General features: G+C 61.7%; 16 protein-coding genes. 9 read left to right on the forward strand and 7 right to left on the reverse strand.

Translation table 11 applies throughout. From position 1 onward, the window contains the following. Window positions 1-82: 82 nt before the first annotated feature. From QU606_RS15750 to QU606_RS15760, 3 genes are all read left to right on the forward strand, one after another. Window positions 83-712, forward strand: a complete 630-nt coding sequence (locus tag QU606_RS15750) for a TetR/AcrR family transcriptional regulator (protein ID WP_304998557.1) — start codon at window positions 83-85, stop codon at window positions 710-712. After that, window positions 709-1,386: a type 1 glutamine amidotransferase domain-containing protein gene (locus tag QU606_RS15755; RefSeq protein ID WP_024074790.1), complete on the forward strand. Its 678-nt coding sequence runs from the start codon at window positions 709-711 to the stop codon at window positions 1,384-1,386. Before QU606_RS15750 ends, QU606_RS15755 begins: the two co-directional genes overlap by 4 nt. 79 nt (window positions 1,387-1,465) lie before the next feature. Then, window positions 1,466-2,590: an alkene reductase gene (locus tag QU606_RS15760; protein WP_069075742.1), complete on the forward strand. Its 1,125-nt coding sequence runs from the start codon at window positions 1,466-1,468 to the stop codon at window positions 2,588-2,590. A gap of 960 nt (window positions 2,591-3,550) precedes the next feature. On the opposite strand, the gene QU606_RS15765 is transcribed toward QU606_RS15760, so the two are convergent. Both QU606_RS15765 and QU606_RS15770 read right to left on the reverse strand, forming a co-directional pair. Further along, a complete protein-coding gene (locus tag QU606_RS15765) occupies window positions 3,551-4,549 on the reverse strand; it encodes an NAD(P)H-quinone oxidoreductase (RefSeq protein WP_193690493.1) in 999 nt (332 codons plus the stop codon). Next, on the reverse strand, window positions 4,546-5,778 hold the full coding sequence (locus QU606_RS15770; RefSeq protein WP_304998558.1) for a YbfB/YjiJ family MFS transporter: 1,233 nt from the start codon (window positions 5,776-5,778) through the stop codon (window positions 4,546-4,548). Before QU606_RS15770 ends, QU606_RS15765 begins: the two co-directional genes overlap by 4 nt. 111 nt (window positions 5,779-5,889) lie before the next feature. Here QU606_RS15770 and QU606_RS15775 point away from each other — a divergent pair, with 111 nt between their 5' ends. After that, window positions 5,890-6,765: a LysR family transcriptional regulator gene (locus tag QU606_RS15775; RefSeq protein ID WP_102625710.1), complete on the forward strand. Its 876-nt coding sequence runs from the start codon at window positions 5,890-5,892 to the stop codon at window positions 6,763-6,765. Window positions 6,766-6,846: 81 nt separating this feature from the next. After that, complete coding sequence (locus QU606_RS15780) at window positions 6,847-7,233, forward strand: DoxX family protein (RefSeq protein WP_024074795.1); 387 nt, start codon at window positions 6,847-6,849, stop codon at window positions 7,231-7,233. A gap of 145 nt (window positions 7,234-7,378) precedes the next feature. Here the strand turns inward: QU606_RS15780 and QU606_RS15785 are convergent, their stop codons facing one another. The 3 genes from QU606_RS15785 to QU606_RS15795 all read right to left on the reverse strand — a co-directional run bounded on the left by QU606_RS15785 (window position 7,379) and on the right by QU606_RS15795 (window position 10,571). Further along, the gene (locus tag QU606_RS15785; RefSeq protein ID WP_024074796.1) at window positions 7,379-8,197 is read right to left on the reverse strand and encodes an alpha/beta fold hydrolase; all 819 of its coding nucleotides are present in this window, start codon (window positions 8,195-8,197) and stop codon (window positions 7,379-7,381) included. 89 nt (window positions 8,198-8,286) lie between these two features. Next, window positions 8,287-9,678 carry an alginate export family protein gene (locus QU606_RS15790; protein WP_069075755.1) on the reverse strand — a complete coding sequence of 464 codons (1,392 nt, stop codon included), beginning with the start codon at window positions 9,676-9,678 and terminating at the stop codon, window positions 8,287-8,289. Next, the gene (locus tag QU606_RS15795; RefSeq protein ID WP_102625713.1) at window positions 9,675-10,571 is read right to left on the reverse strand and encodes a VOC family protein; all 897 of its coding nucleotides are present in this window, start codon (window positions 10,569-10,571) and stop codon (window positions 9,675-9,677) included. The genes QU606_RS15790 and QU606_RS15795 overlap by 4 nt, the downstream gene beginning before the upstream one ends. A 147-nt stretch (window positions 10,572-10,718) precedes the next feature. On the opposite strand from QU606_RS15795, the gene QU606_RS15800 reads away from it, so the two are divergent. Then, window positions 10,719-11,786: an NAD(P)-dependent alcohol dehydrogenase gene (locus QU606_RS15800; RefSeq protein ID WP_024074799.1), complete on the forward strand. Its 1,068-nt coding sequence runs from the start codon at window positions 10,719-10,721 to the stop codon at window positions 11,784-11,786. Window positions 11,787-12,829: 1,043 nt separating this feature from the next. On the opposite strand, the gene QU606_RS15805 is transcribed toward QU606_RS15800, so the two are convergent. After that, on the reverse strand, window positions 12,830-13,141 hold the full coding sequence (locus tag QU606_RS15805) for a hypothetical protein (RefSeq protein WP_150055923.1): 312 nt from the start codon (window positions 13,139-13,141) through the stop codon (window positions 12,830-12,832). Between the two features lie 217 nt (window positions 13,142-13,358). Between QU606_RS15805 and QU606_RS15810 the strand changes: the two genes are divergently transcribed. Genes QU606_RS15810 through QU606_RS15820 form a run of 3 tightly spaced genes read left to right on the forward strand, consistent with a single transcriptional unit; the run spans window position 13,359 to window position 15,509 of the window. After that, on the forward strand, window positions 13,359-14,003 hold the full coding sequence (locus QU606_RS15810) for a secretin and TonB N-terminal domain-containing protein (protein WP_041161160.1): 645 nt from the start codon (window positions 13,359-13,361) through the stop codon (window positions 14,001-14,003). Further along, window positions 14,000-14,545 carry an RNA polymerase sigma factor gene (locus tag QU606_RS15815; protein ID WP_024074802.1) on the forward strand — a complete coding sequence of 182 codons (546 nt, stop codon included), beginning with the start codon at window positions 14,000-14,002 and terminating at the stop codon, window positions 14,543-14,545. Before QU606_RS15810 ends, QU606_RS15815 begins: the two co-directional genes overlap by 4 nt. Window positions 14,546-14,582: 37 nt before the next feature. Next, window positions 14,583-15,509 (forward strand): DUF4880 domain-containing protein, encoded by a 927-nt coding sequence (locus QU606_RS15820; protein ID WP_024074803.1) that lies wholly within the window; start codon window positions 14,583-14,585, stop codon window positions 15,507-15,509. Between the two features lie 161 nt (window positions 15,510-15,670). On the opposite strand, the gene QU606_RS15825 is transcribed toward QU606_RS15820, so the two are convergent. Further along, on the reverse strand, window positions 15,671-16,795 hold the full coding sequence (locus QU606_RS15825; protein WP_102672951.1) for an IS481 family transposase: 1,125 nt from the start codon (window positions 16,793-16,795) through the stop codon (window positions 15,671-15,673). Between the last annotated feature and the right edge of the window lie 38 nt (window positions 16,796-16,833).

Here is a 16,833-nt window from a genome sequence, read left to right on the forward strand (position 1 = left end):
ATATGACATTGTGAGCCTAAGGCTCGGCTCCTAACATTCACTCCACGCACTAGACGACTGGTCTAATCGGGCGGAGTGAAGCATGAACAGCGAAACCAAAAGTGCACGGCAGACCATTCTGGAGACGGCGCAATCGATTGTGGGCCGCAAAGGGTTTTCCGCCGTGGGGTTGAACGAAATACTGCAAGCCGCCGATGTGCCCAAAGGTTCGTTTTATCACTACTTCGATTCCAAGGATGCATTTGGTGTCGTCTTGCTTGACACCTACTTTGATCACTACGTGCAGGGAATGGCGCAACTCTTCGCCCAGCCGGGGTTATCCCAGCAGGCCAAGTTGATGCGCTATTGGCAAGCCTGGATCGACAACCAGACCGGCTGCACCGATGCAGGCAAATGCCTTGCCGTCAAACTCGGTGCGGAGGTGTCAGACCTTTCAGAGCCCATGCGATTGGCGCTGCATCGTGGCACCTCGCGCACTATCCAAATGCTCGCCGAGGCCATGCGGCGCGGCGTTGAAGACGGTTCCCTGGTGCTTGCACACAGCCCAAGGGATCTCGCCCATCAGCTGTATGCGTTATGGCTGGGCACCAGCGTCATGAACAAGATCACCCGTACGTCTGCGCCTTTTGATCAGGCGCTGTGGCTGACCCGACAGATGTTGGGTTGCCCTGAACACACTGACATTCACATCGATCGAGGCACTGGAACATGAAAGTATTAATGGTACTGACCTCTCACGACCAACTGGGCGACACCGGCCGCAAGACCGGCTTCTGGCTCGAAGAATTTGCCGCGCCGTACTACGCGTTCAAGGACGCCGGGGTCGAGGTGGTCCTGGCATCCCCGGCCGGCGGCCAGCCGCCCCTGGACCCGGTCAGTGACGCACCCGATGCACAAACCGAACAAACCCGCCGCTTTGCCGCCGACCCGGCTGCGCAGCAGGCCCTGGCCAATACGGTCAAATTGGACACGGTCAACGCTGACGACTTCGACACCGTGTTCTACCCAGGTGGCCACGGCCCGCTGTGGGACCTGGCGGAGTCGCCGGTTTCCATCGCCCTGATCGAGTCCTTCGAGCGGGCCGGCAAACCTATCGGCTTTGTCTGCCACGCGCCGGGTGCCTTGCGTCACGTCAAGGCGGTCAATGGCGAGCCGCTGGTCAAGGGCCGTCGCGTCACCGGCTTCTCCAATTCGGAAGAGCAGGCGGTGGGCTTGACCGATGTGGTGCCGTTCCTGATTGAAGATGATTTCAAGGCCCTGGGCGGCAAGTATGAAAAGGGCGCGGATTGGCAGTCCTTTGTCCTCGAAGATGGTTTGCTGGTCACCGGGCAGAACCCTGCCAGCTCCAGCGATGTGGCCAAGGCCCTGCTGAAACTCACCGCTTAAACCCCTGACACGCTGGATGGCTTGGCGACTCCCTGGAGTCGCCAATGCCTTCGCTTGTCCTCAATTTGGAAGTTCTCGAATGACCCACTCTGTTTTAAGTACCCCGATTTCACTGGGGCATCACACCCTGAACAACCGTGTGGTGCTGCCGCCCCTGACTCGCCAGCGCAGCGCGCAACCCGGCGATATCGCCACCGACCTGATGGCCGAGTATTACCGCCAGCGCGCGACGGCCGGCTTTATGGTCAGCGAAGGCACGCAGATTGAACCGCGTGGCCAGGGGTACGCCTGGACGCCGGGTATCTACACCCCCGCGCAGATTGACGGCTGGCGCAAAGTCACCGACGCCGTGCACGCCGAGGGCGGGGTCATCTTCGCCCAGTTGTGGCACGTGGGCCGCGTGTCCCATAACGCCTTGCAGCCCGACGGCGCCGCACCGGTTGCGCCGTCCGCACTGGCAGCCGAGCAAGCCAAAGCCTTTATCGCAACCGGACCGGGTGTGGGCGAGCTGATGCAACCGCCGGTGCCCCGTGCGTTGACCACCCAAGAGGTCAAGGCACTGGTCCAGCACTACGCCCAGGCGGCACGCAATGCACTGGACGCAGGGTTTGACGGGGTCGAGATTCATTCGGCCAACGGTTACCTGGTCAACCAGTTCATCTCGGCCCACGCCAACCAGCGTGACGACGAATACGGCGGCTCACTGGATAATCGCCTGCGCTTTTTGCGTGAGATCGTCGAGGCGGTGTGCAAGGTGGTGGGGCCGGAACGGTTGGGCGTGCGTTTTTCGCCGCTGTTCAGCGGTACCGATGAGGACCGTGTGTATATCGGCCTGGTGGAAGAAGACCCGCATCACACCTACATCGAAGCGATCAAGGTGCTGCAAGCCTCGGGCATCGCCTATGTCTCCATCGCCGAAGCCGACTGGGACAACGCCCCCGTGTTGCCCGACACCTTCCGTGAAGCCGTGCGCAGCACCTTCAGCGGCCGCATTATCTATGCCGGTCGTTACACCGCTGAACGCGGCGCGAAACTGGTGGAAGCCGGGCTGGCGGACCTGATTGCCTTCGGACGGCCGTTTATTGCCAACCCGGATCTGCCGCAGCGGCTATTCAACGGCTGGCCGTTGAATCCACTGCGGGAAGAGGGGATGTATGGTGGGGGGGAGGTGGGTTACATCGACTACCCCGTCTATTCCGAATAGTCACGCAATCAATGTGGGAGGGGGCTTGTTTCCGTGGCGGCCTTCGGGCCGACCATGTGGTTGGATTTGACCGAGTACATATCCGTTGCTGCGGTAACGGCTGCTTAGGGTTCCGCTCTTACAGCGGGTCACTTTTGGAAAAGAGCCCCAAAAGTAACCAAAAGGGCTCTTGCCCCACCACTCGGCACCTCGCTTAGGCTCGGTGTGCCCGAACCCAGGCTTGAATCCGTGGGCCGCCGTCATGGGCCATCCCTGGCCCAGGACGGCTAACCCGGCGTCCTGCCGGGTTACCCACGGATTCAAGCCTGCGTTCGGCCAGCGTGGTTAACGGGGCGCCTGAGATCAAGATCAAGATCAAAAGCCAGAGCCAGAGCAGATCAAAAGATTGCTGACTTCGTCAGCGTTTAAGGAAATAGAAGCCACACCGCGTACGCTTCAATGATCAGGTCGGCTTTAAGGCCGCCTCGCTTTTGTTTTTGATCTGGGATCGCCCCGTCAAACACGCTGGCCGAACGCAGGCTTTGGAGCGTGGGTAACCCGGCAGGACGCCGGGTTAGCCGTCCTGGGCCAGGGATGGCCCATGACGGCGGCCCACGCTCCAAAGCCTGCGTTCGGGCACACCGAGCCTAGGCGAGGTGCCGAGTGTTGGGGCGAAGCGTTTTTGGTTACTTTTGGCGCTCTTCCAAAAGTGACCCGCCGTAAGGGCGGAACCCTAAGTGGCCGTTACCGCAGCAACGGATATGTACTCACCCAACCCCCAAAAAGCGGTCGGCCCGAAGGCCGCCACGGAACCAAGCTCCCTCACCCCCAAGAGATTTTTCAGCCTGAAAGTTGTGCAGACACCCATGCTCGGATAGCGGTATGACAGTCACAGCATCATTGACTGACCTACTGCAATCGGGGGCAAGCCCCCTCCCACATTTAATAGGTGTTGCCCGCCTAATAGGTGTTGCCTGCCGGTTACTCCACCCGCAACACAATCTTGCCGATATGGTCCCCACCTTCCATCCGTGCATGGGCCTGGGCGGCGTCGGTGTATTCGTACACCTTGTCGATGATCGGCAGGCACCGCCCGGCCTCCAGCACCGGCCACACATATTCGCGCAGTTGCTGGGCGATCGCGGCTTTCTCATCCTTGGTGCGCGCGCGCAACAGCGAGCCGGTGATCACCGCGCGTTTGCCGAGGATGCTCAGCAGGTCGACATCATTGGCCTTGGCGCCGCCGAGGAAGCCCAGCATCACCAGGTGACCGTCCATGGCCAGGGCCTTGAGATTGTTGTTGAGGTACGAGCCGCCCATAATGTCGAGGATCACATCCACGCCCTGGCCGTCGGTCTGTTGCGCGATGACCTCGGCAAAGTCCTGCTCGCGATAATGGATCGGCTCGCCTCCAAGCTGGGCAATGGCCGCGCATTTGTCGGCGCTGCCGGCGGTGGCGAAGGCCTGGATACCGAACTCGCGGCAGAGCATCAAGGCGGTGGTGCCGATGCCGCTGGTGCCGCCGTGGATCAACACGCGCTGGCCGGTGTGCGCGCCGCCAAGGCCGAACAGGTTGGCCCACACGGTGAAGAAGGTTTCCGGTATGGCAGCGGCTTGAATCCAGTCCACGCCGGCAGGGATCGGCAGCGCCTGGCTGGCGGGCACCGTGCAGAACTGCGCATAGCCGCCGCCGTTGGTCAGGGCGCAGACCTTATCGCCCAGGGCGTATTCGGTCACGCCGTCGCCCAGCGCGGCGACTTCCCCTGCCACTTCCAGGCCAGGCAGCGGGTTCATGCCAGGTTTCATCGGGTACTTGCCGGCGCGTTGCAGGGCGTCGGGGCGGTTGACCCCGGCCGCATGCACGCGAATCAGGATCTCGCCGGGGCCCGCCACCGGTACATCTGCGCGGCGCGGCTGCAGCACCTCGGGGCCACCGGGGGTGGTGATTTCGATCAGGGTCATTTCTTTCGGGAGCGTCATTTCAGATTACCTGCAGCGATGAGCGTATGGGGTGGGACCGCGGCGGACGGTCGGCGGTTCAGCAGGCGCATGCCCAGTTCGAGTGCCAGGGCAACCACTATCGCCCCGGCGGCGATCATGAACAACCACCCATGCTGGCCACCGCTGAAGTTGAACAGGGCGGAATAGGCAAACCCCGAGAGCGCCTGGAAAGTGGCAAAGGAGACCGTGGCACGGCTCCACGCGACCTGCTGCTGATGATGGCTGGGGATCAGTTCATGCACCCGTGCCAGCGCCAACGGCACAATGCCCGGGGGGAAAGAACCGAGGAGCACCGCGAGTACCGCCAGGGCCGTCAACGAGCCGGCAAACGGCAACGACCCGACCGCTATCGCCTGCACCACCAGCACCACGCGAATGCTCAAGCGCGCGCCCAGTTTGTCTGCCAGGAATCCGTAAGTGACCGGCCCCACAATCGAACCCAGGCCGTACATCACCCAGATCATCGCGCCGATATGCGCCCCGGCCCCCAGGCCACGGGCCACGTAATCCACCAGGAACACCATCGCCGGTACCAGCCCTGCGGCCATAAAGGCGTACTGGGCGAACAGCAGGTACACCCCGGATGGCGTCGCGACGGCCGGGCCGGAGGGCCGCGCATCTTCATGCAGCGCGCCCGAAGGCCAGGCGAACCAGCTGGCGGCGGTCAGCACCACGGCCAACAGGCCCAGGCCGAACCAGGTCTGCTGCAAGCCCAGGCTCAGCAGCGGGGGGAATATCGTGCCGGAGCCGGCGATGCCCAGGCCAATGCCGAGGAAGATCGCCCCACTGGCCAGGCCCCGACGTGCGGCCGGTACATGGGGCAACACGGTCGCGGCCACCAGCACCATGATCGCGCCACCGGCAATCCCCGACAGCAGGCGCCAGGCGAAGAACCACACCACCGACAGCGGGAAGCCACAGGCAAAGAACGCGAGGGTCACCGCCAGCATCATGATGCGCAGCGCGGTCCTGTTCGAGGTGCGCTGGGCGATGGGCCGGCCGATCAGCGCGCCGATCAGGTAACCCACCAGGTTGGCGGCGCCGAGGTACACCACATCATTGGCGCTGAACCAGTGGGCCTGGATCAGCGATGGAATCAACGGCGTGTAGGCAAAGCGCGCCAGGCCGATGCTGACCAGGCTGGCACACAGGCCAGCGAAAATCGGCAGCCACAAGGCCGTGCGAGAGGGGGGATGAGTGTCGGGCATGACGGTGGTCCTGGGTATTTTCTATGGCGCCCAGCATATCCAGGTTTTTCGATGCAATAATGCAGCGATTACACGTCATAGTGATGCAGATATGCAGCGCAAGGGGGCAGCATGAATTGGGATGACGCACGGGTGTTCCTGGCGGTGTGCCGCGAGTCGACATTACGCGGTGCCGCGCGGGTGCTTGGGGTCGACCAGGCCACGGTCGGGCGGCGGGTCAATGCCCTGGAAAAGGCCTTGGGCGCGACGTTGTTCCTGCGCACCTCCGAGGGCTATGCATTGACCGCCGTTGGCGAGGCCGCCTTGCTCTCGGTGGAAAAAATGGAACGCTCGGCCCTGGATCTCCAGCGCCAGATCCAAGGCCTGGACGACCGCCTGACCGGCATTGTGCGGGTCAGCAGCACCGACTCCCTGGCCATCGACTTCCTGATCCCGGCGATCGCCCGGCTGCACCATCAACACCCCGACGTGCGTGTGCAACTGGACGCTTCCACCCAGTTCCTCAGCCTGGCCAAGCGTGAAACCGACATCGCTGTGCGCAACATCCGCCCGGACAGCCCCGACCTGATCGCCCGGCGTATCGCGCGTTGGCCGGTGGGCCTGTTCGCTTCACAGGCGTATGTCGACCGCCACGGTGTGCCGGAGCCGGGCAGTCTGTTCGAAGGCCATGACCTGGTGGTCTACCAGCCGTACCTGCAAACCCAGAAGGACATGAGCCTGGTGTCCGAACCCTTGGGCCGTGGGCGCATTGTGGCCGCGTTGAGTTCCAGCCTGCTGGTACGCCGCTCAATTGCCGCCGGCATCGGTATCGGTGAAATCCCGGTGCCGACCGGCCAGATGGACGGCCTGGTGCGTGTGTGGCCGGAGCGTACGCGGCCCTTGCCGTATGATGTGTGGCTGGTGACCCATGCCGACTTGCGCCACACCGCGCGGGTACGGGCGGTGATCGACGAGATCGTCGCCGGGTTTGCCGGCACCGGGGAGTAAGGTCAGCACACGGTTGCAAGCGTGCGTAGCGCTCTGCGGACACAATCGACGTCGATAACGTGTCAACCCACCGGAGCGCATATGAACGAATCAAGACACCAGGACATCGGGCTGTTATTTCTGCGGGTCAGCGGGGCGCTGTTCCTGCTGTGGGTGCATGGCCTGCCCAAATTGCTCAACTACAGCGAGCAGTTGAAGCTGATCGAAGACCCGTTTCACCTCGGCGCCCATGTCACCCTGCTGCTGGCGATATTCGCCGAAGTGCTGTGCCCGCTGCTGATTATCGCCGGGGTGCTGGTGCGCCTGGCGTGCCTGCCGATCCTGGCGGTGCTGTTGATTGCGATGGTGGTGGTGCATCCGGAGTGGACGTTGCTGGAAGGGCAATTCGGCTGGCTGCTGTTGATCATTTTCACCAGCATCCTGATTGCCGGGCCAGGTCGCCTGGCGCTGGAAAAAAAGGCCGGTTAAACCCTGCCCTTGTAGGAGCGAGCTTGCTCGCGAAGAACCCAAGAGCGACGCGTTAAATCTGATTGACTGCGTCATCGTTGACGATCTTCGCGAGCAAGCTTGCTCCTACAGGGCACTAGCGTTCCGGCCAAAGGAGCGGGGTGTTTCAGCGATTGAGGAACGCCAGCAGGTCCTCGTTCAAGGCTTGGGTGTGGGTCACGGCAAACCCGTGTGGCGCATCCTTGTACACCTTCAACTTGGCACCCTTGATCATCTCGGCCGCCACCTTGCCGGTGGTCTCGAACGGCACGATCTGGTCGCCGTCACCGTGGATCACCAGGGTCGGTACGTCGATCTTGGCCATGTCCGGGCGGAAGTCGGTCTCGGAGAATGCACTGACGCAATCCACGGTCGACTTGAGGGACGCCAGCATGGCGATCTGCAGGGTCTGGGCCAGCGTACCTTCGGAAACGGTCTGGCCCTTGTTGATGCCGAAGAACGGCGTGTTGAAGTCCGCGATGAACTGCGCACGGTCTTTGAGCAACCCGGCCTTGATACCGTCGAACACTTCGCTCGGCACGCCTTGTGGGTAATCCGCCTGCTGGCCGAAGATCGGCGTCACGGCGCCCAACAGCACCAGGCCGGCCACCCGTGCACTGCCGTGGCGGGCGATGTAGCGGGCCACGTCACCGCCGCCCATGGAGAAGCCCACCAGGGTCACGTCCTTGAGGTCCAGGTGTTCGATCAACTGCGCGATGTCGTCAGCGAAGGTGTTGTAGTCGTTACCGGTCCACGGCTGGTCAGAGCGCCCGAAGCCACGGCGGTCAAATGCGATAGTGCGAAAACCACGGCTGCTCAGGTATTCCATCTGGTATTCCCACATGTCGGCATCCAGCGGCCAGCCGTGGCTGAACAGCACCGGTTTACCGCTGCCCCAGTCCTTGAAATAGATCTGGGTACCGTCTTTGGCTACGAATGTGCTCATGGAAAAACTCCTTGGTTGAGGGACTGGACATCAGCCTCACTATTGCCCGAAACCGGGCCAGGGGCTTGTACGGGTGTGCTTGCCTGGGGTCACCAACTGAACTTGAGCTCGACCCCCAGGTAGTTGCTGTCATCGCCGCCGGCGTCGCGCAACGTGCGGCCGACCGCGTAATGCACCGCTTCAACCGCACCGGTGAGGTTCGGCGTAAACACGTAGTCGGTGCGCAATTGACCGTAGGCACCGGTCCAGCGTCCACCCTGGCCTGCGGTGCCGGCGACTGGCAGGTTCGGTTGCGTGTACACCGCATCGCTGGTGGTCTGGCGCCACAGCAGGCCGACGGCGGTCTGCACGCTGAGCTTGTCGATGGGCTTGACGGTGATCGACGGTTTGACGTGAATCAGGTTGCTGTAGCCCGTATAGCCGGCCAGGGAAAAATAGTAGCCGTTGGGGAACAGCGGGTTGAACGTGCCGACTGTACCGTCACCGGTCTTACGGTCGCCCGAGGCGATGTCCAGTTGCAGGCCGATGCGCGGTTTCCACGTCACGCTGTCGAAGGTGTATCCCGTGCGGCTGCCGCCGGCCCAGGCGCGAATATCCTTGTTGCCCACCGAGCCGCTTTGCAGCATGGCTTCAATGTCCCAGTCGAACCCCTGGGCCGTGCCGCCCAGGCGTGCATCCAGCAGGTGGCGGGTTTCATCGCCGTCCGCATCCAGATAGTGCGCAGCGCTGCGCTCGTACACGCCGTAGTAGGCCGACAGCTCATTCTTGCCGCCCACCAGCCGCTCGACCCGCAGCATGTGGAAGCGCGCGTCACTGTTGGATTTGTCGTCGAAGTGCCGCTCGTCCTGATACTGCACCGGCTGGCTGGCAATCCCGATAAAGCGCCAGTTGGACGTTTCCCAATCGGCCCACAATGCATCGAAGGATTGCCGCACGTTCGGGCCGTCCCGCGATGAGATGAAACGCTGCAAGTCGAAGGCAAAGTCCTGGCGCCCGACACGCGCCTTGAGCGTGCCGCTGCTGAAGGCGTTGACGTATTCGGCAAAGGCCAGGCGCAAATCGACGCGGTTCTGGTCGGCGCCGCCGACCGTGGTCTTGTCGTAGGCGCGTGCATCTTCCAGTTGGGTGAAGAGCCGCCAGTTTTCGTTCAAGTGCAGGTCGGCGTGCACCTGGAAGCGCTGGATCAGGTAGCTGTCACGCTTGACGCCCTTCACCCCAAAACCATTGGCATCGTTCATCTCGAAGCGCTCGCGCAACGTCGCCCCCAATGACAAATAGGTGAATGGGTTGGCGCTGGACAGCGGGATGTACTTCAAGCTGTCCAGCGGTTGGGTGCGCAGCGCCGGGTCTTGGAGCACCGACCAGTCTTCCTGCCAGCGGTTGGTCTTGATGGCCGGTCGTGTCGGTTGATCGTCGGCGTGGGCGCTGCCGATCAGCAGCGGCCACAGCACGGCCAGGCCCCAGCCTGTGCGGCCAATCATTTTGCAGCGAGGAGCTGGTGAATTTCCGCGACGTAGCCGCCGGGGAATTCAACCACGGCGCTGCGGCGGCCCTTGCTGTCAAAGGCCGGCACCAGGACCTTGGCGCCGGAACCGGTGGCCTTGCCCAGGGTAGCCGTCAGGTCAGGCACTTGATAACCGGTGGTCTCATGGCCGAAGGGGTAGGGCAGTTGGCCGTTGGTGACCAGCACCGCCATGCGTCCGAACGGTGACTCGATATCGACGCGGCGGTACGTGCCAGTGGCCTGGCCCACATCGGCGCCGGGCGCATGCTTGTCATCGGCCAGCACCTTGCCGTGGGAGAAGCCCAGGAACGATTTGATAAAGGCATCGGCGCGCTCGGTGGACAGGTACACGCGGTTTTCCGGCACGGTCTGGAATGCTGCGTAGGCCGGGGTCTTGGTGTGCCAGTAGAGCTGCATGTTCACGCCACCCGGCCATTGCACCACGGCGTCACGCCCGATCGGGTCCGGGAAGTCGCTGACGATAACGGCGGCGCCGTTTTCCCGCGCGGCTTTGAGTGCAACGTCCATGTCCTTGACCAGGTAGCCGTTGCGTTCCTGGCCAAAAGGGTGCGGGATAGGCGTGGTGAAACCGAACAGCGACACCGTGCCCGCCGGCGTCTGCAGCAGTTGCGAGGTGGTACTGCTCGGCACCGGCAGCACATTCACCACTACCTGGGGCGTGCTTTTGCCGCCGAAGGTGGCGAGGAAACTCTGGGTGAAACGGTCCACATCCGCTGGGGCCACGTAGACGTGGCTGGTGTCGTATTGTGGCGCCACGGCCACGCTCGGGGTTGCCGCGAAGGCATTGCCCATCATTGCGCCCGCCAGCAGCGTCAATGCCACAGATACCTTGATTGCTTTGCTACGCATGCCCATTCTCCAGCACTTCTACGCGATTGAAAGCCGTGAGGTTAGGCGCAGGGACGCGATGGAAATTGTACAGACGTGCTCGGTTGAACGGTTCAGCGTCTATGCTGGTCCACTGACCTCTACCGTCAGATCACACAGGTGAACGAAATGGCCAAGACATACAGTTACGCCGCCCAGAACGCCAAGGATGCCCTCAAGCCCTTTACCTTCGAGCGCCGCGCGCCGGGGGCGGATGACGTACAGATCGACATTCTCTACTGCGGCGTGTGCCACTCCGACCTGCACACCGTGCGCAACGAGTGGAACAACACCCTTTACCCTTCGGTGCCCGGCCATGAAATCGTCGGCCGCGTGACGGCGGTGGGTGGCAATGTGAGCAAGTTCAAGGTCGGCGACCTCGCCGGTGTCGGCTGCATGGTCGACAGCTGCCAGCACTGCGCCTCTTGCGCCGAGGGCGAGGAGCAATATTGCGAGAACGGTTTTACCGGCACCTACAACGGCCCGGTGTTTGGCGGGGAGAACACCTTCGGGGGCTACTCGGACAATATCGTGGTCAAGGAGAAGTTCGTGCTGCGTATCTCCCACGATGACACTAACCTGGCGGCCGTGGCGCCGCTGCTGTGCGCCGGCATCACCACCTATTCGCCGCTGCATCACTGGAAGGTCGGTCCCGGCAAGAAAGTCGGCGTGGTCGGCCTCGGGGGCCTGGGGCATATGGCGGTGAAGATTGCCCACGCCATGGGCGCCCATGTCACCTTGTTCACCACCTCGCCGAACAAGCGCGAAGACGGCCTGCGCCTCGGTGCCGATCAGGTGGTGGTGTCGAAGAACCCGGACGAAATGGCCAAGGTCGCCAACAGCCTGGACTTCATCCTCAACACCGTCGCCGCGCCGCACAATCTCGACGCCTTCCTCAACCTGCTCAAGCGCGACGGCACCATGACCCTGGTCGGCGCCCCCGACAGCCCGCACCCGTCGCCTACGGTGTTCAACCTGATCTTCAAGCGCCGCAGCCTGGCCGGTTCGTTGATCGGCGGCATCCAGGAAACCCAGGACATGCTGGATTTCTGCGCCAGGCACGGGATTGTCTCGGACATCGAAATGATCGATATCCAGGGCATCAACGAGGCGTATGAGCGCATGCTCAAGGGCGATGTGAAGTATCGGTTCGTGATCGATATGGACAGCTTGAAAAAGGAAAGCCACGCGGCCTGAAACCCCGATCTCCAAACCACTGTAGAGCCTTTGTGGGAGGGGGCTTGCCCCCGATGAGCATGGGTATCTACACAATTTCCAGTGGTCTGTGGCGAGGGAGCTTGTTTCCGTGGCGGCCTTCGGGCCGACCATGTGGTTGGATTTGACCGAGTACATATCCGTTGCTGCGGTAACGGCTGCCTATGGTTCCGCTCTTACAGCGGGTCACTTTTGGAAGAGCGCCAAAAGTAACCAAAAACGCACGCCCCAACACTCGGCACCTCGCCTAGGCTCGGTGTGCCCGAACGCAGGCTTTGGAGCGTGGGCCGCCGTCATGGGCCATCCTTGGCCCAGGACGGCTAACCCGGCGTCCTGCCGGGTTACCCACGCTCCAAAGCCTGCGTTCGGCCAGCGTGTTTGACGGGGCGATTTGAGATCAAAAGCCAAAGCGAGGCGGCCTTAAAGCCGACCTGATCATTGAAGCGTACGCGGTGTGGCTTCTATTTCCTTAACCGCTGACGAAGTCAGCAATCTTTTGATCTGCTCTGGCTTTGGCTTTGGCTCTGGCTCTGGCTCTGGCTTTTGATCTTGATCTTGATCTCAGGCGCCCCGTTAACCACGCTGGCCGAACGCAGGCTTGAATCCGTGGGTAACCCGGCAGGACGCCGGGTTAGCCGTCCTGGGCCAGGGATGGCCCATGACGGCGGCCCACGGATTCAAGCCTGGGTTCGGGCACACCGAGCCTAAGCGAGGTGCCGAGTGGTGGGGCAAGAGCCCTTTTGGTTACTTTTGGGGCTCTTTTCCAAAAGTGACCCGCTGTAAGAGCGGAACCCTAAGTGGCCGTTACCGCAGCAACGGATATGTACTCGCTAAAACTCCAAAAAAGCGGTCGGCCCGAAGGCCGCCACGGGACCAAGCTCCCTCGCCACAGACCGCTGAAAAAAGTTGTGTAGATACTTATGCCCCGATGAGGGAGTGTCACTCACTTATTTGTTAACTGACCCACCAGCATCGGGAAGCGATGAAAAATCTATTGAATGCTTGATGGATTGTGCCCAGAGCCCTCAAGGCCGCTGCGGTTTCACCGAGGTCCCGAAGGTATTGCCCATGCGCACACTGGTCGCCGCAGGGGTAGACAGCCCCACCTGGTTCGGTGGCCGCTTCTGTACCGGGATATTCTGCGCTTCGCGATTTTTTTGTGCGGCCTTGGCCGCGTTCGGTGCATTCCCCATCTGCTGGCCCAGGCAGCCGTAGTTGGGCGCCTTATACCCATCCACCGTGACTTCCGTGCAGCCATTGGCCGCGGTTTCAGCGTGGGCGAGCAGGGGCATTGCGATACACAGCAACAGGCTGGCGAGGGTTGGAAACAGCTTCATCGGAGCCTCCTGATGGGCCCGAGAGAATGGGCCGGCATGGCGTGAAAGTGTAGTGCAGCGGGCCTCTCGTCACCGTGATGTTTTTTTTGCTATCACCGTAACATCAGGTTCATAAACTGGCCTCAGGATGACGGTTTTCAAGGACACGTCGGCCGTGCAGCGATGCAACGCGGGGGGTGAACAGGGGACTTGGCGGCGCGCCGTATGCGCCCTGGTCTTGCTGTTGCTGCTGACGGGCACGCCGCCCGCCAAGGCAGAGCCCCCGTTGCTGAGCCTGGACCTGCCGGCACAAGACCTGGAACACGCACTGCAAGCGTACAGCCGTGCCACCGGCATGGCGGTGCTGGTCGACCGCGAACTGACGCTGGGCCGGCGCTCCATCAGTGTGCGCGGGCGCTTCACGGCACAGGAGGCTCTGGCGATGTTGCTGACAGGGAGTGGCCTGATGGCACGTTATGCACGCAGCGATGCGTTTACCCTGCAACTGCCCGAGGTCAGCCAGCCGCCTGCAACCCGTGGTACGGCGGCACGCAATGCCGCGCGCATCAACAACAGCTACGCCACGGCCTTGCAGCAGGCCATCGAGACCAGCCTGTGCCGCTCGCCGCTGACCCGGCCCGGCAGTTTTCGGGCACTGGTGCAGGTGTGGGTCAACCCGCAAGGGCTGATCGAACACAGTCGGTTGGTCAGTTCCACCGGCGATGAACAACGCGATGAAGCACTGGTACGCAGCCTGGCAACCGCGCGGGTCGAACGCCCGGCACCCAGTTCCCTGCGCCAACCGGTGACTTTACTTTTGATGCCTGACACAACAGGAACGCGCATGGAATGCACAGCAGCAAACGGAGCCTGGGGCGGATGAAAAATACCGGGCAGAGCACAATGGTCAGCTTGTTCCTGGCGTCCTACGAGGACTTCAAGGTGCGGTTGCGCAAGCGCCTGGGCTCGGAGGACCTGGCCAACGACGTGCTGCACGAAACCTACCTGCGGGTCGACCGCATGGACATGCCTCCAAACCTTCAGCAGCCCAATGCCTACCTGTACCGCATGGCCTTGAACATCGCCGCCGACCGCCGCCAGGCCGACGCGCGCCTGCTGACCGGCAGCGAGGTGGAAGAGCTGCTGCAAAGCGCCGACGAAGTCCTGGACCCGTCGCGGGTGGTGGGTGGCCAGAAAGAAATCCAATCGCTGGTCAAGGCCCTCTACGAACTGCCGGCACGCCGACGCAAGATCCTCATCGCCGCGCGCCTGGAAGAGGCGCCGCACCTGGAAATCTCCCAGCGTTTCGGCATTTCCACACGCATGGTCGAGAAAGAAATCAAGGCTGCCCTGGGCTACTGTGCTCAGCGCCTGGAAAGAAAAGTGATTCAGCGGTTCGGTCCCGGGGCCGGGAAACCGTCTTAGTAGTGAGTCCCTGATAAATCCGTGAGTATTTGCGCGCTTGAATATTTTTAGCTTCTCCACCGCCCGGGAAACACCCGCCAGCCCACTGCACGACGAAGCCCGCGACTGGCTGGTCCTGTTGACCTCGGGCCGCGCTACCGTGGCCGATGCCAAGGCCCTGAAAGCGTGGTGCGCCCAAAGCCCGGAACATGCCCAGGCGTTCGAACAGGCCAAGACGCTGTGGCAGCGTTTGGGCGCAGCGGCCGAACAGGCCGAGCGCCCGCGTCATTTTGGTCGGCGTGCCTTCCTCGGCGGCGCGATCGCAGCGTCGGCGGCGGTGGTGATGGTCAACGTCGGTGTGCCGGGCGGGTTTGCCGGGTTGACCGCCGACTACCGAACCGAGGTCGGCGAACAGCGCCAGGTGTTATTGAGCGAGGGTGTGAGCCTGGAGCTCAATACACAGACGCGCATCAGCCGGGTGGGGCAGGGGATCGAACTGCTCGAAGGCGAAGTCGAAGTCCTCGCCGACGTGGCACAGCCGCTCAAGGTCCAGGCGGGCCAGGGCTGGCTGAGCGCGGCCCAGGCGCGGTTCAACGTGCGGCATACCGATCGCAACGTCTGCGTGACCTGTATCGAGGGGTGGCTGTCGGTGGACGTCGCCGGGCGTAATGTACGCCTGGAGAGTGGCCGGCAACTGACCTACGGCGCGGCGGGCATGGGTGAAGTGACGAGCGTCGATGCCCACGCGGTAGTGGCCTGGCGTGAGCAGGTACTGGTGTTCAACAACGCAACGTTGGCGACGGTGGTGGATGAGATCAACCGATATCGACCGGGGATGTTGGTGTTGCTGAACAAGGAACTGGGCAAGCGGCGAGTGCAGGCGCGGTTCAGCTTGCAGCAGTTGGCGGGGGTGGCGCTGTTGATTCGGGATGCTTATGGGGCCAGGTGTACGGAGTTGCCTGGGGGGGTGGTGTTGTTGAGTTAGTCTGTGTCCGTTCATGTGGTAACGGTTATTTGATTGTGTACATATCCATTCCTGCGGTAACGGCGGCTGGCGGTTCCGCCCTTACGGCGGGTCACTTTTGGCAAACGCCCTGTATGGACCGGACACATGGTGGACACATGTGCGGGGACATGGTTGACACATTATGGACCATAGTCAGGTTTGCTCACGTCGATCGTTCGTAGGAAGTGATGGCAGAAAAACACGTCAAACAGTCCATCACCTTCAGTGTTGGGCCGTATTGCGATGTGATGCCCAGCCAAACCTTTGGCGATGCTGAAGTAGCGTTTCTGAAAACGAAAACGGCTGTGATAAGCCTTGGCTAATACGTCGTCCGGTCCGTACTCAAAGGTTGGTAACTGTTGCGGATAAGCCCATGGGCTGGCTCTATACCGGTCCATAGGCACCTTGTAGTCCAGCGCCTGATGGGGCCGTTGCAGGTTATAAACATCACGCCACCGATCAAATGCTGCTTGAGCTTCCTTGAGCGTGGAAAACTGACGCCCTTCAAGTACTTCGGCCTTGAGTGAGCGATGGAAACGCTCAATCTTTCCATTGGTTTGTGGGTGGTAAGGGCGGCTGAAACTGATCCGAATACCCAGACGAATCAACCAGATACTCAGCTCTGTGATTTCACCAGGGTTACGTGGAGAGCCCCAAGGCGGTCCGTTATCAACGTTGATGCGAGCCGGTAATCCGAAGCGCTGGAATACCTCGGTCAACCTTTCTTTCACCGTGGCTCCACGCTCGTTATCACAAGCTTGAATAGCCAAACTGAAACGTGAATGGTCGTCCAGTAAAGTCAGGGGATGGCATCTGCCTTCTTGCGTCGGGAAATGCCCTTTGAAATCCATCTGCCAAAGATTGTTGGGCGCCTCGTGTTCAAACCTCAGCTTTGCCTCTTGCTCCTTCGTAGTCGGCTGAATCAGCCCGTGCCGGTGCAGGACATTGGTAACGGTGCTGGGAGCAATCTGCTTTTTCAAGAGGCTGCTGATCGTGCGCCCACCCCATGCTGGATGGTCTTGTCTGAGCGCTATGACCTGCGCTTCCAGGGCCGGCGTGGTCAGCTTGGGGCTGGTAGCCGGTTTTCGGGATTTATCTTGCAGCCCTGAATGGCCGAGCGTCGCGTAGCGGTTAAGCCACTTGTAAGCCGTCTGCGGACTGATACCGAACCGTCGGCATAGTTCTCGTTTGTTGCTGCCGGGTTGCCGTGCTAAGGCAACAAACTCTTCTTTCAGGCTCATGGCATCTCTCGTGTCCCAGGGCATGATGGCTTTCCGGCGAAATTGGCTCGCCGAAAAGTGTC

Origin of the sequence: Pseudomonas sp. OVF7 (assembly GCF_030644265.1) — a bacterium.
In the GTDB taxonomy this organism is placed as follows: domain Bacteria; phylum Pseudomonadota; class Gammaproteobacteria; order Pseudomonadales; family Pseudomonadaceae; genus Aquipseudomonas; species Aquipseudomonas gorinensis.